Raw genomic sequence first — 25999 nt, forward strand, 5'->3', positions numbered from 1 at the left:
CATCCAATCCCATTGTTTAGCTTAGCAAATAAATTTAATTAATAAGTTAATTGTACTTTATCAAAATATTAAGGAGTATGATAATATAAAGAAGTTGTAAAGTAAAAATACACTTTAATCTATTGAAAATCCTAGATGCCTTGAAATATCATTAGCAGTTGATTTTAACTTATCAATAAAAAATGCTTTTTTATTTAGTTGGGACGTTGAAAAAGATAAGCTTATTGCACCTTGAACTTCATTTTTAAAGTTAACAAAGTAAGTACCAACACAAAAAATTCCTTTTTCATTTTCTTCATTATCTTCCGCATAGCCTTGATCACGAATAGATTCTATTTCTTTCATAAGAACTTCAAAATTTGTAATGGTTTGTTCAGTATAACTTTCAATAGTAGAACTATCCCACACAGCTCGAATAGCTTCATCACTATAAGTAGATAAAATAGCTTTCCCCACAGCAGTAGAATACATTGGTGCTCGTTGACCTATTTTTGAGGACATAGCATAGACAGTGTTGTTAGGTATAAATTTTTCGATATATAAAATTTCATAGCTATCTTCGAGAACTAAATGACATGTTTCGGATACCTCTATAGATAATTTACTAATTAAACTTTTAGCAATGTTTAAGTAATCGATTTTTTGAATACTTGAATAACCTAATTGAAATAATTTGTAAGTTAATTCATATTGGTGTGTTAAAGAATTTTGTTTTACATAATGGTTATCAACGAGAGATTTTACTAATCGGTGTACTGTTGTTTTTGATAAGTCGCTTAGTTCAACTAGTTCATTAAGTGAAACCGGGCTGCGTTTAGATATTAATTCTAATAAATTTAATGCACGATCGATAGACTGGACATTTGACATAATCTTCCTCCTCTAATTGACAACGCTTTCATTCTAGCCTTATACTAACAAGTAATTCCTTTATATGATATACCATTTCATAATGTGGAATAAACATATTTACTCAAAAATTTATATTTTTTAAGTAAATATGTTTTGAATAATAAAAGGGGCGTGTTGGTGTGTTCGGGGAATTTTGGCCATTAATCAGTGTTGTATTAGGCGTCATTGTACTATTAATTTTAATTATTAAATTTAAGATTAATGCATTTATATCTTTAATTGTGACATCTATTTTCACAGGTATTATCTTAGGTATGCCATTAAATGAAATAGTTGAAACAGTTGAAACGGGTATGGGCAGCACTTTAGGAAGTGTAGCAATTATATTCGGTTTAGGTGCAATTTTAGGTAAGCTTCTTGCTGACGGAGGCGGAGCAAATAGAATTGCGGATACACTTATAGATAAATTTGGAGAGAGATATATCAAATGGGCGATGATTTTAGCGTCATTTATTATTGGTATTGCATTATTTTTTGAGGTAGGTCTTGTATTATTAATACCATTAGCGTTCACAATTTCTAAGCGTTTAGGCGTATCTCATATGAAAATTGGTATACCAATGGCCATTGCATTATCAGTGACACATGGCTTCTTACCACCGCATCCAGGGCCGGTTGTCATAGCAAAAGAATTAAATGCAAATTTAGGGCAAGTGTTACTTTATGGCATGATTATAGCTATACCTACAGTTGCTATTGTTGGTGGTTTACTTGTACAAATATTACCTAAATTATCACCAAGCGCCTTCACTAAAAAAGTGGATATGACAAATATAATTTCACAGGTATCGATTGAAGAAAAGTATCGTCCAGGATTTGGCATTAGTGTATTTACTGCATTATTACCTGTTATTTTGATGTTGTTTGCGACTATTGTCCAAATGGTTACAGGACACCAAGATAGTGCGACAAATCAGTTTGAAAGTATTACTTATTTTATCGGTAATGCACCAATTGCAATGCTAATATCGTTACTCTTTGCAATATATTCAATGGGTGTACGTCGAAATAGAAATATGAATCAAATTATGGAAAGTGCAAAATCTGGAATTATTCCTATAGGGATGATGTTACTTATCTTAGGTGCAGGTGGTTCATTTAAAGAAATATTAATCGATGGCGGTGTTGGGAAGACAATTGAGCGCATGTTTGTTGGTTCAAGTATGTCTCCAATACTCTTAGCATGGATTGTTTCATCATTACTACGTATTGCGCAAGGTTCAGCAACAGTTGCTGCTATCTCAACTACAGGAATCGTCTTACCACTACTACAAGCAACAGACGCTAACTTAGCTTTAGTAACTTTAGCTATTGGTGCAGGTAGTATTATTTTTTCACATGTTAATGACACTGGCTTTTGGATTTTTAAAGAGTACTTTGGTTTAACGATAAAGGAAACATTTTTAACTTGGTCGTTATTGGAAACAGCTATATCTGTCTGTGGATTAGGGTTTGTTTTAATTTTAAATATGATTATTTAACAGGAGAGGGGTATGTAATAAATGAAAGCTGTATATATTAATGGTAAAGAGGATATTGTCTTACGTGATATTGATGCAATTAATGAAAGTGCTAATCAAGATAAAGTGTTAATCGAAGTGAAATATGTAGGTATCTGTGGTTCGGATTTACATTATTTATCTGAAGGTATAAGTGGAGCAGCGGTGATACGTGAACCATTAATACCTGGTCATGAATTAAGTGGTATCTTACTTGAAGATATGAAGCACAACGGACAAATATTGCCTGAAGGTACTAAAATAACTGTGCATCCAGCAACTTACGGTGAGAAAATAGATCGCTTGCCTCATAATCCAGAGGTTTGGCCAAATGGTTCATACTTAAGGTCAGCAAGATATTTACCACATAAACAAGGTGCCATGGTTGAAAAAATGCTAGTAGATAAAGCGCAAATCTTAGCATTACCTCAAAATGTATCTTTAAAGAGTGGTGCATTAGCTGAACCACTAAGTGTGGGGATGCATGCAATTAACTTGGCCGGTGGTGTTAAAGGAAAAAAAGTACTTGTTTCTGGAGCAGGCCCCATTGGTTTGCTTGCAGCAGGCGCAGCTTATACTATAGGAGCAGAAAGTGTAACGATTACAGATATGTTGAATGAACCTCTGGAACGTGCTAAAGACTTAGGTGAGATTGATACACTGAACATAAAAGATAAAGATGTACCAGAAGATTATTATGATGTGGTATTAGAATGTTCAGGTGCAGCGCCAGCTATAACAACAGGTTTTAAAGCAGTTAATATTGGAGGGACAATCATTCAGGTAGGTAATATAGAAAATGAAAAAGCTTCTATTAATTTAGGAACAATCAATGTAAAACAAGTAACATATCGAGGCTGCTATAGGTTTAATAGTGAGATAGAAGACGCATTAAAAGTTTTAGATGAAAATGAAAAAATAGGGAGTGTGGTCACACAGACTTATAGTATTGAAGACTTTAAAGAAGCGTTTGAAATTGCTGGAAATTCAAGATTATCATCTAAAGTGATGATAAAATTATAAGTTTTATCAGTGAATAAATTTATGGAATTTGCTGTATTAAAAAAGAACATATAAAAACAGACTAAATGCTAATCAAAGCGCTTAGTCTGTTTTATTTATTTATTAACTTTCAACTCAATTAGAAGAAAAAGAGTGTGAAGATATATGCACTAATACCAGCGAGTGCACAATATAGGAGGGCAGGCGCTAGTGTTTTTCTAATTACGCCACCTTCTTCACCTGGCATATTTACCACGGCACACACTGCAACAACGTTATGAACACAAATCATATTACCTGCAGCGCCACCAATAACTTGTGCGGCTAATACAGTAAATGGATCAGCACCAATTGCGTTTGCAATGTTCATTTGAATTGGTGAGAACGTAAGTGTTGATACTGTTGCGCTTCCTGTAATAAAGGAACCTAAGGCGCCTAGGAACGGAGCAACAAATAACCAAACTGGACCTAAGTATTGTGACATAGCATTAGCTATGTATTCAGGCATACTAATTAAATCATTAGCATTGATACCAGAGTTAATGAATACGTGGACCATTGCTAGTGTCGCAATAAGCGTAATACCAGTTATTTTAATTGTACTTAAGGATTCTGCACTAGCTTTAGTCAGATCTTTAAATGGTTTTTTCTGAATGAGTATCGCGAATATTGCGGATAGTATTAAGATAGTTCCTGGTGAATATAATACTTCCCAATCTGATGAAATCTCTTCAAAATTCATTATATTAGTCCAAGTTAAATCTAAAACACTTGTTGTGAAATCTTTAATAAATGGTACTGTTCGTGTTAGTAGTAATAAGACAACCACCATTAAATACGGTGCCCAAGCAGTAAGTAAACTCATTGAGTGTTCAGATTCATCAGCTTCGTATGAATCATCTAATCCATCTTTCCACTCAGTCTTAGGCAATAACCAACCTTTACTTGCAGTTATAACTGCTACTATAAGACCAGTTAATGAGCCTAAAATTGCAACGAACTCTGCGCCAAATAAAAATGCATAAGCAAATGCTGACCCAGCGTAGACAATACCAATTAAAGCGAGCCACGGTAACATTTCAAGTATAGATTTTAATTTATTTTTCTTACCAAAGAAAACAACTAACGTAATGATTACAATAATTGGAATGAAAACACCACTTAATAAGTCTAATGTAGTGATGCGTTCAGCAGTAGATTGGAAGAATGCACTGTCAGCATCTTTCAATGTACTCAATCCTACAAGAACAGGCGTACCAACCGCACCGAATGATACGGCAACACTATCTGCGATTAAAGCAGATACTACAGCAATCATTGGTCTGAAACCTAAAGCTACCATTAATGGCGCTGTAACCATTGCAGGTGTACCAAAACCAGATGCACCTTCAATTAGTGACCCAAATAAGAATGCGACGATAATCACTTGGACACGCATATCTCCAGATATTTTCTGGAAGCCTGCATTAATACGATTTACAGCCCCAGTTTGTCGTAATGTATTAAGTAATACAAGTGCACCGAATAAGATATATAGAATCGTAAACGTTTTATGTGTACCTTGTAACAATGAAGCAATTACGACATTACCTTTCATACCCCAAACAAATATTCCCAATAATGTAACAACAATTGCACTGATTATCATACCTTTTAAAGCTGACATACGAAGCAGTACTAAAAAGATAAACGGTACAATTACTGCACTTAAAGCAATTAATAACAGCATATATTTTAACCCCTAACTTACAAAATTAATATCATCTAGTCATATGATGATTAAATCATAATTATTGTAAACGTTTTCAAAATAAAAATCAATCTTCTGTAAATAATATATAACTTAAATAAATTATTAAACATATCAAAAAAATAGCTGTGCTTATTTAATAGAGTACTATAGAAGGTCTGATTATACCAAAAGTAACTATAATAATCATCAATCGAAAGAAAACGAAATAAAACAAAAATAAATTTGCATTATTAGAAAAAATACAATAATATAAAGACAATATATGAAAGCGTTTTCTGATTTAATGACCATGAAAGACAACAATTAAAATTTATTTTATCACTTAGCTTTTTAGTATGTTTTGCAATTGTATAAGTAGCCATAAGTTATCAATTTAATGACATAGGGGTGTATTAAATATGAATAAAAAATTATCGAAAATGGGTATGCCACCAACATTATTATGGGGGTACATTGGCGTATTGATCTTTATGATGGGTGATGGATTAGAACTTGCTTGGATTAGTCCTTATCTTCATGATCATGGTTTAACCGTTCAACAAACTGCAATTTTAACGACTTGTTATGGTGTGACGATTGCAATTGGATCATGGTTCTCGGGCGTCTTGGTTGAAATTATCGGGCCGCGCAAAGTTATGTTGTTAGGGACAGGATTATATATTGTTGGTCATATTATATTCGTAGGATTTGCAATACCTACAATGAATTATGAACTCATGATTCCTTCTTATGCCATTCGAGGATTTGGTTATCCGTTGTTTGCTTATTCATTTTTAGTGTGGGTCGCTTACCGCTCACCTCAAAAACGATTAGGTGCTGCAGTAGGTTGGTTCTGGTTTGTATTTACAGGTGGTTTAAGTGTACTTGGTTCATTCTATTCTTCATTCGCAATTCAATGGTTTGGTCATGTGTTCACTTTATGGACAGCCATTGTGTGGGTACTAATTGGAACGTTTTTAGCTGTGTTCGTAAACAGAGATCAATTTGAAATAGAAGATAAAGGGCATGGCGTTAAAGAGCATATAAAAGAAATGGGCGCTGGAATTACGATATTAAAAAGAGAACCACGTGTCGCAGTGGCATGTATCGTAAGAATTATTAATCAAGCAGCACAATATGCATTCCCATTGTTCTTGCCGATATATTTGGCATCTAAGGGTATTGCAACAACGACTTGGCTCAATATTTGGGGGACAATTTTTATCGCGAATATTATATTTAATTTAATATTCGGTGCATTGAGTGACAAGATTGGTTGGAAAAATACAATCTCATACATCGGCGGCATTGGTTGTGCTGTGTTTACGTTAGGATTATATTTTGTACCAGAATTGTTTACAGGTAATGTATTTGTCATAGGTACTGTAGGATTTTTATGGGGCATGTGTCTAGCAGGATTCGTTCCAATTTCTGCGCTTGTACCTTCTCTTGTAGGTGATGGCGATAAAGGACCAGCGATGGCTATATTAAACTTAGGTGCAGGATTATGTGTATTTGCTGGACCTGGATTAGTAGCGTTATTCTACGATAGTATTGGTGTAAAAGGAATGATGTACTTAATCTTTGGATTATATGTAGCAAGTGCAATTATGACACGTTTCTTAAAAACACCTGAAGAACGTGCAAAACTTAGTAAGAAAGAAGCAACATAATCGTAAAAAAGCATGTATTTAAAAAATAAATATTAATCGTTAAAGGAGTCCCATTCTAGTTTGGAAATTAGAATGGGACTCTCTTATTTTAAAAAGATGATTATGCAATCGTTTTGAGGTGGGTTGGAAATAATACTCTATTTTTATTGGAAGCCGCCAGAAAAAAATTTAGCAACGATTTGTTTAATTACAGCTACAATTTCACTAAACAGAACAACTCACCTCTGTCAATTAAGCATTTCAGCGTCATTGTAGTTAAAAAAAGTAGTGCAATGTATATTAATACATGACTCAAAAAATAAATTTCACAAGTGTTGTTTATTAAAAATACTGATTGCATAAATGCTTTTATAAATTGTATAAATGTTAAATTCATCAGTTTGAATTAGGGCTGTTCATCAAAAAACATAAGAGGGTATTTTAAAATAAAATTCAACAATATACACAATTAAGTATATTTATGCTTGTTTTATCTGAAAATTGCGTATATTATGTATATAAATCTTATAAAAATATTGGAGTGATGAAAATGGGGTTGAACACAACAGCTTTAAACAAGTTACAAGTTTTTAAAGGGGAGCACTTTTTGAAAACATGCGATTTTTCAGCAGAAGAATTGAATACATTGATAGATTTTACTGGAGAGTTAAAAGAAAAGAAAAAACGTGGGATCCCTCACCCTTATTTAAAAGGGAAGAATTTAGCGTTACTCTTTGAAAAACCCTCTACAAGAACACGTTCGGCATTTAGTGTAGCCGCGTATGATTTGGGCGCTTATCCAGAGTATTTCGGCCAAGGAGATATTCACTTAGGTGTGAAAGAATCTACAGCGGACACTGCAAAAGTATTAGGGAGTATGTATGACGGTATTGAGTTTAGAGGCTATCATCAAAAAGATGTAGAATCTTTAGCTAAAAATGCCAATGTACCTGTTTGGAATGGCTTGACGAATGAGTGGCATCCAACACAAATGATTGCGGATTTCTTTACGTTAAAAGAAAATTGGGGAACTTTAGAAGGCAAAACATTAACTTATGTAGGCGATGCTAGAAACAATGTAGCCCATGATTTACTTATTACTGGAGCTATATTAGGCGTTAACGTACATATTGCTGCACCCAAATCTTTGCAACCTGATGAAGCAATTCAAAAGTTAGCTAAGGATTATGCTGCACAATCTCAGAGTGAAATTTTAATTACTGACGACGTGAATCAAGCAATTTATCAAACAGATGCGATCTATACAGATGTATGGTTATCAATGGGTGAAGATCAATCTGTTTTAGAAACACGTATTAATGAATTATTACCTTATCAAGTAAATGAATCGATGTTACTGAATACAATGAATCCCGATGCAATCGTCTTACATTGTTTGCCAGCATTTCATGATTTAAACACTGAAGTAGGACAACAAATTTATGAAAAATATGGTTTGTCTGAAATGGAAATCACAGACGACGTATTCCAAGGTGAGCACGCTGTGATATTTGATCAAGCTGAAAATAGATTACATTCTATAAAAGCAATTATGGCAGTGACACTAGGCGATATATTTTAAAAGGATAAGACTCGTGGGAGCAGGAATACGAAATCAAATTTCAAATTTTGATTTCTGACCTGCTCTCATTTTTTTGTGCACGGCTTCCGACTTCACAGTCTAAGCTATAATATACATTTCAAATTCATACTGACTTGACTAGGACACAGCCCTCAGACTTGTAGTATTGGGGTAGTGCTAATTACCATAATAATCGATGTAAAACACAGTCGTGAAACTTTTAATATGCCTATATGTTTGTAAAAGAGACCTAAAGGGTCTAACAAATTATTAAATGAATAAAGAAATTACATATTTAAGTGAATTAAACGTGATTTATAATAAAGGGCTTACATAAAAAGGTTAGATCATTATGAAAATATTTTTCATAATGAATAATTATATTGATTATTATTTTCTTTGCTTGTATATTTATGGTAATTAGGAGGTTAATCAATTATGAGTAAGCTGTTTGAGAAAGCACAACAATTTGGAAAGTCCTTTATGTTACCTATAGCGATTTTACCAGCGGCCGGTTTATTATTAGGTATTGGTGGCGCATTAAGTAATCCCAATACAATTAAAGCATATCCGTTATTAGATATAGAACTATTACAAAATATATTTATATTGATGTCATCTGCAGGTAATATTGTTTTTCAAAATTTACCTGTTATTTTTGCAGTAGGTGTTGCGATTGGCTTAGCCAAAAGTGATAAGGGGACAGCAGGTTTAGCTGCCATGTTAGGGTTCCTCATTATGAATGCTTCAATGAACGGTTTGTTAATTATTACAGATACATTAGCAGACGGCAATTTAGCAAAAGAAGGTCAAAGTACAGTCCTTGGAATACAAACGGTCGAAACTGGGGTATTTGGCGGTATTATAACAGGTGTAATGACAGCGCTTTTACATAATAAGTTCCACAAAATATCCTTGCCAACTTATTTAGGTTTCTTTGGAGGTTCGCGTTTTGTGCCTATTATCACTGCATTAGGCGCTATTATATTAGGAGTCGTAATGTTCTTTATTTGGCCAACTGTTCAAGGATGGATATTTGGTGTTGGAGGACTCGTAGATAAGACAGGAGTTATTGGTACATTTTTCTTTGGTTTTATTTTAAGACTTTTGGGACCATTTGGTTTACATCATATTTTTTACTTACCATTCTGGCAAACAGCCTTAGGTGGCACTTTAGAAGTGAAAGGGCATATTGTACAAGGTACACAAAATATCTTTTTTGCTCAATTAGGCGATCCTGATGTCACTAAATATTATTCAGGTGTATCGAGATATATGTCAGGTAGGTTTATTACAATGATGTTTGGCTTATGTGGTGCTGCATTGGCAATTTACCATACTGCAAAACCAGAACGTAAAAAAATCGTTGGCGGATTAATGTTATCTGCCGCATTAACATCATTTTTAACAGGGATTACAGAACCATTAGAATTCAGTTTCTTATTTGTGGCGCCGGTACTTTATGTAATACATGCCTTTTTAGATGGTTTAGCATTTATGCTCGCAGATATATTTAATATTACGATTGGCCAAACGTTTAGTGGTGGCTTCATTGATTATCTATTATTTGGTATATTGCAAGGCAACGCTAAGACGAATTTCTTATGGGTAATTCCAATAGGTATCGTTTGGTTTATACTCTATTATATTATATTCAGATTTTGCATAACGAAATTTAATTTCAAAACACCTGGACGTGAAGAAGGAGAAGCGGCTGAAACAGTAGAAGCAACTGAGCGTGCTAAAACGATTATTCAAGGTCTTGGTGGTAGAGAGAATATTGATGTGGTTGATTGTTGTGCAACAAGATTAAGAGTTACCTTAAAGACTGATAAAGATGTTGATAGAAAAGTATTAGAGTCGACTGAAGCAAGAGGTGTGATTCAGAAGGGCAACGGTGTTCAAATTGTTTATGGCCCCCATGTCACTACGATTAAAAATGAAGTAGAAGAACTATTAGATAGTGAACAGTCATAAATAAGCGTATAATGGTATTGTATGTATGATTCATTTTATATTAATTTGATAAAAAATAGATAATTATGTAATATAGGTTATTAAATGTTAATTATGAAAATATATAGTGATATTAGAAAGAATGGGGTAGAAATATGAACGTTATAAATTTGAAAGATCGCACAACGGCGAGTCAATATGTTGCTATAGAGCTTTTAAAACAAATAAAGTCGCAACCTAATGCTGTGTTAGGTCTTGCTACGGGAAGTACAATGATTGATATCTATAAATACTTAGCGGAATTAATTAATGTTAATCACACAAAATTAAGCGATGTGGTGACATTTAATTTAGATGAGTATATTGGGTTAGCGGCAGATCACGAACAAAGTTACCATGCTTACATGAAAGAGAATTTATTCAATCATAATAGCACTTGGAACGAAGACAATATCTATTTACCTAAAGGTGATGCAGAAGATGTAGAAAAAGAATGTATAGCTTATGAGCAATGTATACAAGATGCAGGGCCAGCAGATGTCCAAATTTTAGGTATCGGTGAAAACGGACATATTGGATTTAATGAGCCATTTTCATCATTTGAAAGTGAAACACGCGTAGTAGATTTAACGGATTCAACAATCAAAGCTAACAGTCAACACTTTGATAATATTGAAGATGTACCTAAACAAGCTATTTCAATGGGCTTAGCATCTATCATGAGTGCAAAGCGCATCATTCTGATAGCGTTTGGAAGTAATAAACAAAAAGCAATCCAACAATTAATGGATGGTAAAGTGTCAGAATCACTTCCTGCTTCAATATTACACCAACATCCGAATGTAGAAATTATCGTCGATGACGCAGTGTTAAATTAAATAAACAAAACCCGACACACTTTTGTATTGGTTCAGAATGCTGACAAAGATTTCTACTTTGTTAGCATTTTTTGTGCAGATTTTCCGAGGTCACAGCCTCAATCTGTAGTTTTTGACACGTGCTTTTCCGCAAGAGTTGGCCCAAATCACTACCATTTTCAAGATGTATTAAATGATGAAATGAATGAACAAAAATCACTTTAAACAAAAATATATTCAAAACCACATACCTTTACAGCATTCGGTTTTGAATATATCTGAATCTAACTTACTTAACCTATCTATTCTTATTCAATAAATATAGTTTATATAAAAATTTTCTGATTGGAATTATAAAATCTCCAATATATTCTTCTACATGCGCATTAAATCCTTTTTTAAATTGCTGTACACCATAGTCTTCAGAAGTTTCACTAAAGTCTCCTGTAATTCCATAAAAATTATATCTTGGAATAGCATTATCTATGGCGAATTTAATCATATCCCACTGTAAACGATAAGACCCCATAAATTGGTTGTATTTAGGGTTAGATCCACTAGATAGGTAATAAACTTCATCTTTCGTGTATATATAAAACGCAGCAGCTAAATTTAATATGTGTCCTTCTGTTGAAATTAATTCAATAGTCTCATTAATTTTTCTTTCATAACTTTTTTGTTGTTGTGTTAACTGGTTTAATTTTGTTTTAGTTTTTTTAGAATTAGCGTTTTCTTTTAATTTATTTTCTAAATTCTTAATTTCTAAAAGAAGGTTGGTGTTTTTCTCATGTAATTGTTGCTTATAAGTTTCTAAATTGATATACGCGAGTTTTAACATGGAATGATTAGCATAGATTTTTTGCATTTCCTCAAAATACGCTTTATCTCTAAATTTAAAATTATGTTTTTCTTCTGCCATTTGAAAGAGCTCAAAGAATACATCGGTCTCTGAAATATCCAATGTTTTAACTTCTACGCCCATTTCAAAAGTTTTCTTAATGTTACGACGTGTCTGATAACCCATTTCTTTTAATATGGTATTTTCGCCTTTATCTTTTAAATTCAAAACAGATAACCATCTAATTTGGCTAGAAGTAGAGTAACCAACACTATAACCTTGATGAGCATAACCTAATTTTGATAATGTCTTTTTAAGAGTTTCATTATCATAGTGCTCAATTATTTTTCCATCGGAGTCTCTAATGTTTTCTAAAATATACGGATCTATTAATGCGAATAATGCATTTTTGCTTTTTAAATATACTTTTAATTTTTCGAAAAAGAATTTAGTTAATACTTGATTACTATAATCTAAAACTGGACCTCTGTGAGAATAAAAATATTTAAAAAACCTAAATGCTCTAGCTTTTGTTAATAGGCAAGCTGCTATCACTTTATCATCTTCTTTAACGCCTACTAAATGTACATCGTTCTTATTCTTATTTCTATAATGAAAATGAGAATAAGACTGGGTATAATGTACAAAATTTTGATTAATAAAATCAGTGAATTCTTTTGCTGTTAATTCTACGAAGTTCATTTTTTCACCTATTTCTTAAATAATAAGAAACCTGGATAAGCAGTCCAGGTCTCCAGGATCCAGTGGATTTTTTAGAAATTAATAAATATAATTGTACTGTGCAGCCTGAGCTTTAGTTAAAACTCTAGTACCATAGCCTAATCGTACATTGTAATTATACTCTGATATCTTAATACTCCCGTTTCTATAAACTTGTTCAACAAAAGCTACGTGTCCGTAACCGCCACCCCCTTTAGAAGTCTGCAATATTGCTCCAGTTAGAGGTTTCTTTCCAGTAGCAAAACCGGCTCTTCTAGCTTCCCACAACCAATTTTTTGCATGGGTAAAGCTGGAAGGAAGATACCTTTTTGTTTGGTTTCTTCTATTTATGTACATACCAAGTACAATTATTTTTCCAGTGATAATTTGCTTGTTGTCTTTTTATTGGTCTGGGATATTTATCTATTGCAGCAGCTTGAACTTGATGTTGACTAAATTTATAAGTACCTATATTGAAGTTAGTTACACCGGTAAATATTAGTGTTGATAATAATGTACATGCAATTATTTTTTTAAAATTCATTAATTACACCCCTTGACACTAGATCCTTGATATCATATTATATTAAGTCTGGTTAATATTCAATATTTATTAAATTATGCAAAATTATAAAGAAGTTATATTTAAAAGATGTTTTATTTTTGAAATATATAAGGATGAGTTAGTAAAATTGTTTAAAAGTTAATATAATCATAAAAAAAGCCACAACCAAGGCGATTGTGGCTTTGTTGATTTAAAATTTTAAATTTGCAACATGACTAGAATTAGTATAAATAGGTAATATTTTGTTTGTAAAAATACAATGTGTATACTTACCGAACATTGCTTGCCACATGCAATGTTTGATAAATGAAAAAATATTAAATATTACTTTAATATAGAGTAGTGATATGTGAAATGCTCATAGTTAAATATTATCAAAATGTTTATAAAACCAACCCAATGATAGATGCAGAAATGATAGACGCAAGTGTAGCACCAAGTAATAAGCGAAGTGCGAATGATGCGACTTTATTTCCTTGATCACCGCTAATTCCTTTGATTGCGCCAACGATAATCCCTACAGTACCAAAGTTAGCAAAACTGATTAAATAAACTGAAATAATACCTTGAGTGCGTGTCGTCAAATCTCCTGCTAATTTTTGGAAATCGAGCATTGCAACAAATTCATTAGTTATTAATTTTGTAGCCATGATAGAACCAGCTTGGACAGCTTCATGCCATGGTACACCAATAATAAAAGCAATTGGAGCAAATACATAACCAATAAGTTGTTTGAAATTGAGACCTACAAGATCAAATAGTATAGTAATAGCTTCCATTAAAGAAATGAAAGCTAATAGCATAATCGCAACAGTAATCGCAATCTTAAAACCATCTATTGCACTATCACCAATCATTTGAAAAAAAGGAACTTTAGCTTGTTGAGAGGATGATTGTTTACTAGTATGACTTGAGCCATCCTTATTAAGTGAATTTGTTAATTCTACGTCTTGGCTGTTAGATTCATATGGATTGATAATACTTGCTACGACTAAGGCACTAAATATATTAAGCATTACTGCAGTTACAACATATTTTGGTTCGATCATTTGCATATATGAACCAAGCATCGCCATACTGACAGCACTCATAGCAGAGGTCGCAATCGTATATAATTTTGCGCGGGATAGTTTGGGTATCATATCTTTAATTGTTAAAAATACTTCTGGCTGACCGAGCATGGATGTCGAAATTGCAAAGTAACTTTCAAGGCGTCCCATGTGCGTTATTTTATTAATAACTATCCCAACATATTTAATGATAAAAGGAAGAATCTTGAAGTAATTTAATATACCAATTAGTACAGATATAAATACTAATGGTAGCAAGACGTTTAAGAAGAATGTGGAACCATTTTTATTTTGTAAATCACCAAACACAAAGTTTATTCCTGAATTACTAATATTGATAAGGCCTTCGAAGAAAGAACCTAAAGTTGTTAATATGGTCAAGCCTATAGTTGTGTTCATCATGAATAATACAATAACGATTTGAATGCTTAACATAATAGCAGGTTTTTTAAAATCTATTGCTTTTCTGTTGAAACTAAATAGAAAAGCAATGAATAAAGCAAATAAAACACCAGTAAAGGTAAATAAAATTGACATATATATCACCTACATTTGAGTGAAAGCAACTGCAATTTTTGCTCCTACAACAGCATTGTTTTCAACAAGTTTTATATTTGTTTCTAAACTCTTACCGTCAGACTTTTCAACGATTTTACCTAAGAGAAAAGGTGTGGAATCTTTTCCACTTATACCTTGTACTTCTGCTTCTGTTACGGCGTTTTCAATTATTTCATCGATATAAGATTTTGCTAATTCGTATTGCTTAGGTACAGGATTGGCAATTACAATACCACCAGACAAGCCTAAGTCACATTTTTTCTTGCAAATATGTGCAATTGCTTCGGGTGTGTCCGCAGAACTATTTAATTTAATGCCACTTTCTCGTGTGAAGAATGCAGGTAATTCTTCTGTTTGATATCCAATTACAGGAACCCCTTTAGTTTCGAGATATTCCATTGTTTTTGGTAAATCTAATATAGATTTTGCGCCAGCACAAATCACTGTGACATTTGTTTGGCCGAGTTCTTCTAGATCTGCTGAAATATCCATGGTATGTTCAACACCTCTATGGACTCCTCCAATACCTCCAGTAACGAAGAACTGGATGTCAGCTAATTCAGCACATATCATTGTGGACGCTACAGTAGTTGCGCCCATTCGTTTAGTTGCAGTTATTTCTGCTAAATCACGACGAGATACTTTAGCGACATTGTCACTGTTGGCGAGTAAGTTAAGTTCTTCTGCTTCTAATCCAATTTTAATTTTGCCGTTCATTAAGGCAATGGTTGCAGGGATAGCGCCATTATCTCTTATAATTTGTTCTACTTTTTTAGCCGTTTCTACGTTTTGTGGATAGGGCATGCCGTGTGAAATAATCGTTGATTCCAGTGCTACTATAGGTTTGTTATTTGCTTTACCTTGTTGTACTTCTTTTGAAAATTCAATGTATTTTTCCATTTTTATATTCCTCCAAGTCTCTAAATAATTGTTTTTTATCTAAATTTTGGCGAACAGTATAGTTCGTTTCGATTGTTTTGCGGGCGTTAATCATGCCAGCTGCAAGTATGCTGTCTATGTCTAAATCATTGAGCCAACTAAATACGACTGCACTAGAGAAAGAATCTCCTGCACCAGTTACATCTAAAACTTTGTCTGAGGGCATAATCGGTTTGATAATTTCTTGATTGGAATTTCTATATATGAGTTCATTAACCCCATTAGTAACAATGACATTTGAAACACCTGAATCATTCCATCTTTTGGCTGCGGTTTTTAAATCGTTTGTGTTGTTGATTTTCATTTTTAAGTAGTTTTCTGTTTCGTCACGATTAATAATGAGCCAGTCGATAGCGTGTAAAGAATCGGGCATGTTTTTCATCTTTGGTGATGACACAGGTATAATAACTAATTTAATATTATGTTTTTCTGAGTATGCACATAGAAAATCAATAGCGTTTTTACTGAGGTTTAAATCTACAATGATACATTTTGCTTTAATTAATAAGTGGGTTCTTTTTATCAAAAATTCGGGGGTGATGTAATCATAAACTTCCATATCTGCTAAGCCATATGTCATATTGCCTTCGTTATCAATTAAGGCAGTATATGAGCCTGTATTTGCATTTTCAACTTGTTGTACATGATCTAAATTCATAAATGGGCTAGATAATTTATGAATCATATCCCACTCACTGTCATTACCACTAGTTGATAAGAAAGCGACAGTCTCACCCATACGTCCTAAATTCTCAGCGATATTACGTGCAACACCACCTATAGATCTTGTAGAAGTGACAGGATTTGAAGTTTCCAATTGCAATTCAGTATGAACGTAAAACTTCCTGTCCAAATTGGCAGCACCAATGCAAACGATTGGATAGTCTTCATTTAGCACGTAAGCTTTGCCTAATACATACTCTTTACGAATTAAACCCGAAATGATGTTTGCTACAGCTGGTCTGGACAATCCAATAGACAGAGCTAATTCCTGTTGAGAGATAAAAGGGTTCTCTTGAATACGTTTAAGGACTTCCCGTTCATTGTTATTCATAAAAGTAACCTCCTTTTTCTGCAAATTAAACTTAAGTTTAAAATAAAACATTTGTTTAATTTGGTAAAATCTTAGCATGTAATATTACATTTGTAAACGCTTACAAATAAAAGTTGCAAAAGTTGTGACAATTGAATAGAAAGATTAATTTTAGGTAGAATAGTTAGAAAAGGTTTAGAGTAAGGTGTCTAATGGTAATGTAAAATATGTAATTATTGTGTAATTTAACAATAATGAAAATTAATTTCAGAAGTTGTAATAATAAGAATATTAATGATCAATACGAAACTTTTGAGTGAGTAAAAAAGCGTAATAAAAGGGAAATACGTTATTTAAAACGAATTTCCCTGTTTATATATACTATGAACTTTAAAATTTTTATAACTCTGACCAAATTAAATGTTGGTGAATAGCAAGGGCACAGGCACCTTTAGCACCGTTAATGGGATGATATACCTTCATTTGAAAATCGATTTCGCCCAACCCACCGTATAAGTTTTGGTAACTCAAATATTCTTTTAAAATTACATCCGTAATGTCATTGTTAAATAATGGACCATGTAAATAAATTTTATTGGTATCGACTAACATGGTTAAATTGTTGAGCGTAATTGCAACTGCACGCATGGCATCTTTAATAATTTGTACGATGCCACTATCGCCTAAACGATACGCTTCTATAACAGTATCTAAGGTTATATCATTTGAATCTGCTACTAAACTTGTGAGATAGGTGCTTTGAGCACTTCTATAAATGACTTTAGCTTTATTTATAATATTCATGCCACCTAAATAGTTTTGTAAACATCCTCTACGACCACATTCACAGCGTTCGCCGTCTGGATGGATAATAGTATGCCCGACTTCCCCTACAGAAAAGTTAGAAACGCCATACAAATTACCACGATACATACTAGATGAAAAAATCCCTTTTACAGCATGAAAGAAAATGAAATTTTCTCCATCATTTTCTGATGTAAGTAAATGTTCATATAGACTCATACAGTGTACATTATTTTCTAAAAATACAGGCAGGCTAATACGAGAAAGTAAATGTTTCAAATCAAACCCGGACCAATCACTATTTGAGGCAATTTGTTGAGAGGTTTCATCAAAATGGCCTGGTAAAGCAATGCCAATTGCTTGAATATCATAAGCTGCATATTCTTCTAAGAAATGATTAAGTTCTTCCAATATAAAGTTTGGCGTAATTTTTTTTAGAAATTGTGTTGCAGTAATATCGATTAGTTTCTGGTCAACGATATTACCAAGATTGTCAGTTAAACATAACGTTACAAAATCTCTGGCTAATTCAATACCAACATAGTAATTGTATTTATTATAAATTGTAAGTAATATTTTTTTACGGCCTGACGTTTTTTTAGTGTTGATACTGCAATTATCAACTTCAGTATCCGTAGATTTAATGATATTATCTTGGATTAATTCTGCGGTTACTGCAGTGGTTGTTGCTGGCGTGATGCCTGTGTTTCGTGCTATATCAACTCTTGAAATAGGGCCGCGTACGTATATTTCATTTAAAATTTGACCACGTATAATCCGTTGTTTATTTGTCATGTTTGCTTTCATTTTTATCACCATAGTTTCTTAATACTCTTATTATTATAAAAAAAATAAAAAGTTGCAACTATATTGACACATAATTGATTATAAATTATAATTAATTAAAAGATTGAAAGCGTTTTCAAAATCAAGTCTATGATGGGGTGTTGATGTGAGTAAATTTAATGACACATTAGAAAAACATTTGTTACCAGTTGCTTCTAAATTGGGATCCAATAAAATTTTGATTTCAATGAGGGATGGAATTATTGTTGCAATGCCTTTGATAATCATTGGTTCATTGTTTTTAGTAATCAGTGGTATTGCAATTCCGGGATGGATAGAATGGTTAGAAGCACAAGGGATTCAACCATATTTGATGAAAGCAGTAAATGGTACATTCGGATTAATGGGGCTAGTCGCCAGTTTTGGGGTCGCCCATAGTATTGCTCGGCAATACAACACAGATGGTGTTTCAGCCGGTATTATTTCGATGTCTGCATTTTTAGTTGTCACGCCGAATGTAATGACTGGAGATAAAGTACCTGAAGAAGCAATACCTCAAATATATATGGGAAGTCAGGGTTTATTTGTAGCACTTATTATCGGTATTATTTCAGGGTTAATTTTTCAGTGGTTTATCAATAGAAATATTAGAATTAAAATGCCAGATCAAGTGCCACCAGCAGTAGCACAGAGCTTTAGTGCATTGATACCTGGTGCAGCTATTATCATATTATGGCTTTCTGTATATATAGCATTAGATAATTTACCGTTTGGAAACATTCATGAATTGATTGTTAATACATTAGGCGTACCGCTGAGTTTGATGGGAGGCAGCTTAATCGGTACGATTATCTTAGTTGGCCTTAATAGTGCATTTTGGTTCGTCGGTATCCATGGTGCAAACGTAGTAAACGCAGTCATGCAACCAATTTGGTTGAAAAATATTGATGAAAACCGTCTTGCATACCAAGCCAATCCTCACGGAGACTTACCTCACATCATAACGCAACCATTCATTGATAACTTTGTATTTATGGGTGGCGGTGGCTCAACGATAGGGTTAGTCATCGTGATTGCGATATTAGCTTTTAAAAAACGTTCCAGTAAAATCACAAAAACGATGGCGCCACTTACACTCATGCCAGGGATATTTAATATTAATGAACCAACGCTATTTGGCTTACCTGTTGTACTTAATGTGAGATTAATTATTCCATTTGTGTTAGCTCCAATGATTAATGCGACGATAACTTATTTCGCAATGTCGAGTGGTCTCGTACACCTTACAAATGGTACGGCAATGCCGTGGACGATACCACCCATCATCAGTGGATTTTTAGCGACGGGGCATTATAGTGGCTCGTTGGTTCAAATTGTATGTATCATTGTCGATATTTTACTTTATTATCCATTTTATAGAACGATGGAGAAATATAATTTGTATTTAGAAGATCAAGAAGCGAATGAAATAAAAGAAACGGAAGAACCCAAATAGAGGAGTGGATCATATGGTTAAGAGATTATTAAGTGCTAATGCTTCAGAAATAGTGAAGATGACGGCGGAAGAATTAAAACAAAGTATTAAAGCAAGTGACGGTCGCGTAGTTTTAGCAGAGAATGTTGTTACGCGCACACCAGTCATACCAGACATAACAAATGCAGAACTTTCACGTGCCTTCGGGGCAGATTTGATTTTATTGAATGGATTAGATGCGTTCAATCCTAAAGTAGAGAATATAGATGAGAAAAAACACGTCATCAAAGAATTAAGACGTCTTGTTGCAAGACCTATAGGCGTCAATTTAGAACCAGTAGATGACCAAGCGAGCATGGCAGAAGAAAAACTAAATATTGCTAAAGGACGCCAAGCAAGTTCTAAAACAGTAAAAGCTTTAGAAAAATTAGGTGTAAATTTTATTTGCATGACAGGGAACCCAGGTACTGGCGTATCTAATGAAAAAATTGTCGGTGCAATTGCTGAGACAAGAGCAAATTTCTCAGGATTGATTATAGCTGGCAAAATGCACAGTGCAGGTGTAGATGAACCTGTGATTACAAAAGCATATGTTGAAAAATTTATTGATGCAGGTGCTGATATTATTTTAGTACCATCTATTGGTACAGTGCCAGGGTTTGATGAAGCACAATTAAAAGACATAGTGAAAGCAGTCCATCATCATGGTGGCTTAGTCATGTCAGCAATAGGTACAAGCCAAGAGAGTTCTGATGCCAGCACGATTAGAGACTTTGCAATTCGAAATAAGATATGTGGCGTGGATATTCAACATATCGGTGACGCAGGATATGGCGGTTTAGCTCCTGTAGAAAATATTTTTGAATTAAGTAAAGCGATACGTGGACAACGCCACACATTATCAATGATAGCGAGATCAATTAACAGATAGGGTATGATAGATATAAAATGGAGGGATTAATATGGCAGAAAAAACAATAATGCTTGTCTGTGCAGCTGGAATGAGTACAAGTATGTTAGTTCAGAAAATGCAAAAAGAATCTAAAAAACAAGATTTAGACCGTGAAATATTTGCAGTTTCAACGACAGAAGCGGATCAGAAAATTGAAGAGGCTCAAGTAGATGTTTTGTTATTAGGTCCACAAGTGCGTTTTAAAAAAGATGAATATACTAAAAAAGGCGCAGAAAAAAATATACCAGTAGAAGTCATTGAAATGACGGATTACGGGACAATGAATGGTGCAAACGTATTAAGCGCAGCTGAACGTTTAATGAGCGAATAGGGGTGGGACGATGTCTGAAGAAGAGAAGAGTTTAGAATTTGCAATGTCGCTCATTGCTTATAGTGGCGATGCTAAAAGTAGCGCGATGGAAGCTATATTTGCAGCTAAAAAAAGCGCGTTTGATGAAGCAGAAACGAAACTAAAACAAGCTGAAGATGCTTTGCTTGAAGCGCATCATGTACAAACGAATATGTTAACGAAGGAAGCACAAGGTGAAAATATAAATCTGACGCTTTTAACAGTGCATAGTCAAGATCATTTAATGACAGCTATCACTTTTAAGGATATTGCCCAGGAAATGATAGATTTATATAAAGTAGTGAAAAATAATGAATAATTGTATGAATTGGTATGGTTTTGGATAAACATTAACAAAAGATGTAAAAGTTTAATTACTTTTACATCTTTTTTACTTTGAAAATATAAACAAAAAGCTATCAAATTTGATTAAAGCATTTTATAATTTAGGAATAGTATTTTTTATTTAGGTGTGCAACTTTTCGTATTGTAAGACGAATTAGATTACACATCTATACTTATGGGAAAGCGGTTACAATATAAATGTAAGGAGGTTGCTGATGTGTTAAGTAAGAGACAACATCATATATTAACATACTTACTTGAACGTGAAGTCTTTGTTCAAATTCATAATTTAGCAACGCAGTTCAATGTATCTGAAAGAACAATTCAATATGATCTTGAATACATTGAAACTATGGAAGGCAAGTTAGATTTAACGATTCATCGGAATAAATATGATGGGATAAAGATTACAACAACAGCTCCTCAGTTGGCAATATTAGAGCCTAAATATACAGGGACGTCGATGCATTATTCAAAGAAAGAACGCATATTGTATATCACTTTGAAGTTGTTTGAATCGATTGAACCTACATCATCCCAAGTATTAGCAACTTTGGTTTCAGTAACACGTCGTACGATTGTGGAAGATTTAAAAAGTGTTCAATCTTGGTTAGAAGAAAACGATTTGCATCTTGAGTACAAGAAAAACAAAGGGTTTGTGATTCAGGGGGAGGAAAATGCGTATCGTAAAGCTTATGCCATACGTGTACATGAATATTTTCAAACGCATACCCATCACATGGGACATCAACTTTTTTCGAATAAAGAGTTAGAACAAATTCGTTTAACAGTAACTTCTATATTATTAGATACGAAGTATCAGTTAGTTCAAAGCGCAATTGATGGATTGATTTATCACATTTTGATTGCCCTTCATCGTACAAATGAACATTTCGCCTTTGACATACCTGATAAAGAATATGAAAAACTTTCTGAGACAGAGCAATTTCATATTGCACTTAAAATTAAAGAAAAATTAGAAGATGTTTTTCAGATTGAATTTCCAAAAAGTGAGTCAGCTTTTATCACTTTACATTTATTAGGTGCTAAAACGTCAGAGGTAAATGAACTCAATCAAGAAATAGACGACTTAGAGATATTAACAGAACAATTGATTGAACGTATGAGTGGCGAGTTAGGATTAGATTTAATGTCTGATAACAAATTAACAAATGGTTTGATCGTACATTTGAGACCAGCAATTCATCGATTGAAGTTTGATATGACGCATGCGAATCCTTTAAACCAGGAGATTCATGCACAGTATCATCATATTATAGAGGGCATCAAAAGACATGTATGGGGCATTGAAGAAAATTATCAAATCAACTTTACTGATGATGAATTATCGTATATCACGCTTCACTTTGCTTCTGTGATTGAACGGATTTCAGCGGTGACAACGAATGCCATTAAAGTCGTGTTACTTTGTGGATCAGGTATCGGAACCTCTCAATTATTAAAAAGTAGGATGGATCATATTTACCCAGAATTAGAAATTGTAGATGCTTATTCTATATATGAAATAGATGAAGTAATGTTAAAACATGAAGGTATTGATTACATCATTTCTACCGTGCCTTTTGAACAAGCAAGTGTACCAATAATTAGGGTTTCACCATTTTTAAATAAAGACGATCGAAAGCAATTGAATGAAATTATTAACCGTTCAAGAGAACGATATATAAATGATGTCAAAGGATTGGGACCAACTTTGCAAGAAGTATTACCACAGTCTCGCATTTTAACACAGCAACCACCACTTTTAAGAAATGACGCAATTAGACAATGTGTATCACCGCTTGTAAATGACCAAATTGTAGATGAAGCCTATGCTGATGACATTATTGAACAATTAGATGCATTTGGTCCTTATATGGTGATTAGTCCTCATATTGCATTGATTCATGCAAATCATAAACATGTTAAACAACCTGTAGGCTTCAGTTTAGCTCATTTTCAAACGGGGGTGACCTTTAATCATCAGCAATATGATCCAGTGCATATCATTATTACGTTAGCTACAGAGCAGCCACAGATACATTTAAATGCTTTGCGACAGTTTAGCGAGCTCATCATGGAGGAAGAAATGAGAGCGACACTATTTTCTGGTAACTTAGCAGATATCATGTCATGTATTCGTGATGTAAGTCAACATTAAAAAGGGGGATATACATGAGTTCGGAAATTTTATCATCGGATAAAGTACAGATACAAGATCGAGTAGATGATTGGAAACATGCAATCAGCATTGCCTCTAAACCTCTGCTAGAGCAAGGGTACTTTAAACAACAATACATTGAAAAGATGATTTATAGCGTAGAAGAATTAGGCCCCTATATTGTAATAGCGCCTGAAATCGCAATAGCGCATGCTAGACCGAGTGATGATGTCAAAAAAATAGGATTAAGTTTATTGAAATTAAATCATCATATTAACTTTTCTGAAAACGGACATCATGCGTCTCTCGTGTTTGTATTAAGCGCTGTTGATAACGAGGGCCATTTAGAAATTTTAAGAAATTTAGCAACAATCTTAGGGGATACAAACACAGTTAATAAATTATTAGTAGCAACAGAAATTGATGAAATAATAAATGTATTTAAAGGAGAATGATGAAAATGAAAATTTTAGTTGTATGTGGTCATGGTTTAGGAAGTAGTTTTATGGTGGAAATGAACGCACAGGAAGCTTTGAAAAATTTGAATGCACCATCAGACGTTAAAGTTGAACACAGTGATGTAATGTCTGCGAGTCCTGATATGGCAGATTTATTTATTTGCGGTAGAGATTTAGAAGAAAATACGAAGCACTTAGGAGACGTTATTGTTTTAGATAACATTCTAGATAAGGAAGAATTACAAAATAAATTGAACGAAAAATTGAGTGATTTGAACATTTTATAAATTATAAGTAAGGGGGGCAATGTTATGAAACCTATACTAGATTTTATCGTTGATATTTTGAGTCAACCTGCTATATTAGTTGCTTTAATCGCATTAATAGGACTAATTATGCAGAAAAAATCAGCCACTGACATCACATCCGGTACGATTAAAACGATACTTGGATTTCTAGTGTTAAGCGCAGGGGCGAATGTTGTAACGCAATCATTAGAACCGTTTGGGAAAATATTCCAACACGCTTTTGGCGTGCAAGGTGTCGTACCTAATAATGAAGCAATTATTTCAATTGCTTTAGAGCAATATGGGACAACAGCAGCGTTAATTATGGTGCTTGGGATGATTGTTAATATTATTATCGCACGTATTACGAATTTGAAATACATCTTTTTAACAGGTCATCATACATTTTATATGGCAGCATTTTTAGCCATATTATTGTCAGTAGGTAATATCACTGGGACATTGACAGTAATCACGGGATCTATTATTTTAGGTCTAATTATGGCTATATTGCCAGCGTTAGCACAACCGACGATGAAGAAAATAACTGGGACTAATCAAGTCGCTTTAGGACACTTTGGTACTATCAGTTATTGGGCAGCTGGAGAGGTTGGAAAGTTATTTAAAGGGAAATCTAAATCAACTGAAGAAATAAATTTCCCTAAAGGCTTAAGTTTTTTAAGAGAGAGTACAATCAGTATTTCACTAACAATGACATTATTATATTTTGTGGCGGCATTATTTGCGGGGCCAAACTTCGTACATACAGAAATTAGTGACGGTCAAAATTTTATTGTATTCTCACTAATTCAAGGGGTTACTTTTGCAGCTGGTGTATTTATCATATTAACGGGTGTACGCTTAATATTAGCTGAAATCGTGCCAGCATTTAAAGGTATTTCTGAAAAATTAGTGCCGAATACCAAACCAGCATTAGACTGTCCTATAGTCTTCCCTTATGCACAAAACGCTGTATTAATTGGCTTCTTTGTCAGCTTTATTGTCGGGGTCTTAGGCATGTTCGTCTTATTCTTATTTGGTGGTGTAGTTATACTTCCAGGCGTAGTAGCCCACTTCTTCCTTGGGGCAACGGCTGGTGTTTTCGGTAACGCACGTGGTGGTATTAGAGGTGCAGTAGCAGGTTCAGCGTTAAATGGTTTGTTAATTACATTTTTACCACTACTGTTCTTACCATTCCTAGGAGAACTTGGTGGCGCAGCAACGACATTCTCAGATACAGATTTCTTAGTCGTAGGTATCGTCTTTGGTAATATCGCTAAATATCTTGGACTTATCGGTATTGCCGTTTTAGTCTTAATCTTAGCAGCGGCAGCAATATTATTACAAAAACGTACGAATCAAAAAGAAGCAGAAGAACAGTAATATTAAATGATTTTAAAAAACAGGTGCGCATCTTTTAATAAATGATGCGCACCTGTTTTTTAACCTCACTTTAGTATGAAGTTTT

23 protein-coding genes are annotated in these 25999 nt (G+C 33.6%); 14 read left to right on the plus strand and 9 right to left on the minus strand.

Annotated elements, in window-relative coordinates; translation table 11 throughout:
• Positions 1–114: 114 nt before the first annotated feature.
• Positions 115–870, minus strand: coding sequence for an IclR family transcriptional regulator (locus M4L39_RS10445; RefSeq protein WP_277581972.1), 756 nt, complete (start codon positions 868–870; stop codon positions 115–117).
• A 161-nt stretch (positions 871–1031) separates the two neighbouring features.
• Between M4L39_RS10445 and M4L39_RS10450 the strand changes: the two genes are divergently transcribed.
• Both M4L39_RS10450 and M4L39_RS10455 read left to right on the plus strand, forming a co-directional pair.
• Positions 1032–2393, plus strand: coding sequence for a gluconate:H+ symporter (locus M4L39_RS10450; RefSeq protein WP_277581973.1), 1362 nt, complete (start codon positions 1032–1034; stop codon positions 2391–2393).
• A 21-nt stretch (positions 2394–2414) separates the two neighbouring features.
• Positions 2415–3434, plus strand: a complete 1020-nt coding sequence (locus tag M4L39_RS10455; protein ID WP_277581974.1) for a zinc-binding dehydrogenase — start codon at positions 2415–2417, stop codon at positions 3432–3434.
• Positions 3435–3552: 118 nt separating this feature from the next.
• On the opposite strand, the gene M4L39_RS10460 is transcribed toward M4L39_RS10455, so the two are convergent.
• Complete coding sequence (locus tag M4L39_RS10460; protein WP_277581975.1) at positions 3553–5142, minus strand: L-lactate permease; 1590 nt, start codon at positions 5140–5142, stop codon at positions 3553–3555.
• A 422-nt stretch (positions 5143–5564) separates the two neighbouring features.
• Between M4L39_RS10460 and M4L39_RS10465 the strand changes: the two genes are divergently transcribed.
• From M4L39_RS10465 to nagB, 4 genes are all read left to right on the plus strand, one after another.
• Complete coding sequence (locus M4L39_RS10465; protein WP_277581976.1) at positions 5565–6818, plus strand: MFS transporter; 1254 nt, start codon at positions 5565–5567, stop codon at positions 6816–6818.
• A gap of 529 nt (positions 6819–7347) precedes the next feature.
• Positions 7348–8379, plus strand: coding sequence for an ornithine carbamoyltransferase (argF, locus tag M4L39_RS10470; RefSeq protein ID WP_277581977.1), 1032 nt, complete (start codon positions 7348–7350; stop codon positions 8377–8379).
• A gap of 438 nt (positions 8380–8817) precedes the next feature.
• Positions 8818–10356, plus strand: coding sequence for a glucose-specific PTS transporter subunit IIBC (gene ptsG / locus M4L39_RS10475; protein WP_277581978.1), 1539 nt, complete (start codon positions 8818–8820; stop codon positions 10354–10356).
• A 134-nt stretch (positions 10357–10490) separates the two neighbouring features.
• Positions 10491–11213 carry a glucosamine-6-phosphate deaminase gene (gene nagB, locus M4L39_RS10480; protein ID WP_277581979.1) on the plus strand — a complete coding sequence of 241 codons (723 nt, stop codon included), beginning with the start codon at positions 10491–10493 and terminating at the stop codon, positions 11211–11213.
• Positions 11214–11490: 277 nt separating this feature from the next.
• Here nagB and M4L39_RS10485 read toward each other — a convergent pair whose 3' ends face one another.
• The 7 genes from M4L39_RS10485 to M4L39_RS10515 all read right to left on the minus strand — a co-directional run bounded on the left by M4L39_RS10485 (position 11491) and on the right by M4L39_RS10515 (position 18514).
• Entirely contained in the window at positions 11491–12732 is a 1242-nt protein-coding gene (locus M4L39_RS10485; RefSeq protein WP_277581980.1) for an aminoacyltransferase, read from the minus strand.
• Between the two features lie 78 nt (positions 12733–12810).
• The gene (locus tag M4L39_RS10490; protein ID WP_277581981.1) at positions 12811–13038 is read right to left on the minus strand and encodes a CHAP domain-containing protein; all 228 of its coding nucleotides are present in this window, start codon (positions 13036–13038) and stop codon (positions 12811–12813) included.
• A 55-nt stretch (positions 13039–13093) separates the two neighbouring features.
• Positions 13094–13294: a hypothetical protein gene (locus M4L39_RS10495; RefSeq protein ID WP_277581982.1), complete on the minus strand. Its 201-nt coding sequence runs from the start codon at positions 13292–13294 to the stop codon at positions 13094–13096.
• A 404-nt stretch (positions 13295–13698) separates the two neighbouring features.
• On the minus strand, positions 13699–14922 hold the full coding sequence (locus M4L39_RS10500) for a NupC/NupG family nucleoside CNT transporter (protein WP_277581983.1): 1224 nt from the start codon (positions 14920–14922) through the stop codon (positions 13699–13701).
• Positions 14923–14931: 9 nt separating this feature from the next.
• Complete coding sequence (locus M4L39_RS10505; protein ID WP_277581984.1) at positions 14932–15843, minus strand: pseudouridine-5'-phosphate glycosidase; 912 nt, start codon at positions 15841–15843, stop codon at positions 14932–14934.
• Positions 15827–16936, minus strand: a complete 1110-nt coding sequence (locus tag M4L39_RS10510) for a carbohydrate kinase (RefSeq protein ID WP_277581985.1) — start codon at positions 16934–16936, stop codon at positions 15827–15829. Before M4L39_RS10510 ends, M4L39_RS10505 begins: the two co-directional genes overlap by 17 nt.
• 378 nt (positions 16937–17314) lie before the next feature.
• The gene (locus tag M4L39_RS10515) at positions 17315–18514 is read right to left on the minus strand and encodes an ROK family protein (protein WP_277581986.1); all 1200 of its coding nucleotides are present in this window, start codon (positions 18512–18514) and stop codon (positions 17315–17317) included.
• Between the two features lie 157 nt (positions 18515–18671).
• Between M4L39_RS10515 and M4L39_RS10520 the strand changes: the two genes are divergently transcribed.
• From M4L39_RS10520 to M4L39_RS10555, 8 genes are all read left to right on the plus strand, one after another.
• Positions 18672–20000 carry a PTS sugar transporter subunit IIC gene (locus M4L39_RS10520; RefSeq protein WP_277581987.1) on the plus strand — a complete coding sequence of 443 codons (1329 nt, stop codon included), beginning with the start codon at positions 18672–18674 and terminating at the stop codon, positions 19998–20000.
• A 13-nt stretch (positions 20001–20013) separates the two neighbouring features.
• The gene (locus M4L39_RS10525) at positions 20014–20910 is read left to right on the plus strand and encodes a haloacid dehalogenase-like hydrolase (protein WP_277581988.1); all 897 of its coding nucleotides are present in this window, start codon (positions 20014–20016) and stop codon (positions 20908–20910) included.
• A 31-nt stretch (positions 20911–20941) separates the two neighbouring features.
• Complete coding sequence (locus tag M4L39_RS10530; RefSeq protein ID WP_277581989.1) at positions 20942–21262, plus strand: PTS sugar transporter subunit IIB; 321 nt, start codon at positions 20942–20944, stop codon at positions 21260–21262.
• 10 nt (positions 21263–21272) lie between these two features.
• On the plus strand, positions 21273–21599 hold the full coding sequence (locus tag M4L39_RS10535) for a PTS lactose/cellobiose transporter subunit IIA (protein ID WP_277581990.1): 327 nt from the start codon (positions 21273–21275) through the stop codon (positions 21597–21599).
• 243 nt (positions 21600–21842) lie between these two features.
• A complete protein-coding gene (locus tag M4L39_RS10540; protein ID WP_277581991.1) occupies positions 21843–23786 on the plus strand; it encodes a BglG family transcription antiterminator in 1944 nt (647 codons plus the stop codon).
• 14 nt (positions 23787–23800) lie between these two features.
• On the plus strand, positions 23801–24241 hold the full coding sequence (locus M4L39_RS10545) for a PTS sugar transporter subunit IIA (protein ID WP_277581992.1): 441 nt from the start codon (positions 23801–23803) through the stop codon (positions 24239–24241).
• 5 nt (positions 24242–24246) lie between these two features.
• Positions 24247–24531, plus strand: coding sequence for a PTS sugar transporter subunit IIB (locus tag M4L39_RS10550; protein WP_069817825.1), 285 nt, complete (start codon positions 24247–24249; stop codon positions 24529–24531).
• Between the two features lie 24 nt (positions 24532–24555).
• Positions 24556–25914 carry a PTS ascorbate transporter subunit IIC gene (locus M4L39_RS10555; protein ID WP_277581993.1) on the plus strand — a complete coding sequence of 453 codons (1359 nt, stop codon included), beginning with the start codon at positions 24556–24558 and terminating at the stop codon, positions 25912–25914.
• Positions 25915–25999 lie beyond the last annotated feature (85 nt).

Source organism: Staphylococcus equorum (genome assembly GCF_029531845.1).
Taxonomy (GTDB): Bacteria; Bacillota; Bacilli; order Staphylococcales; family Staphylococcaceae; genus Staphylococcus; species Staphylococcus equorum_C.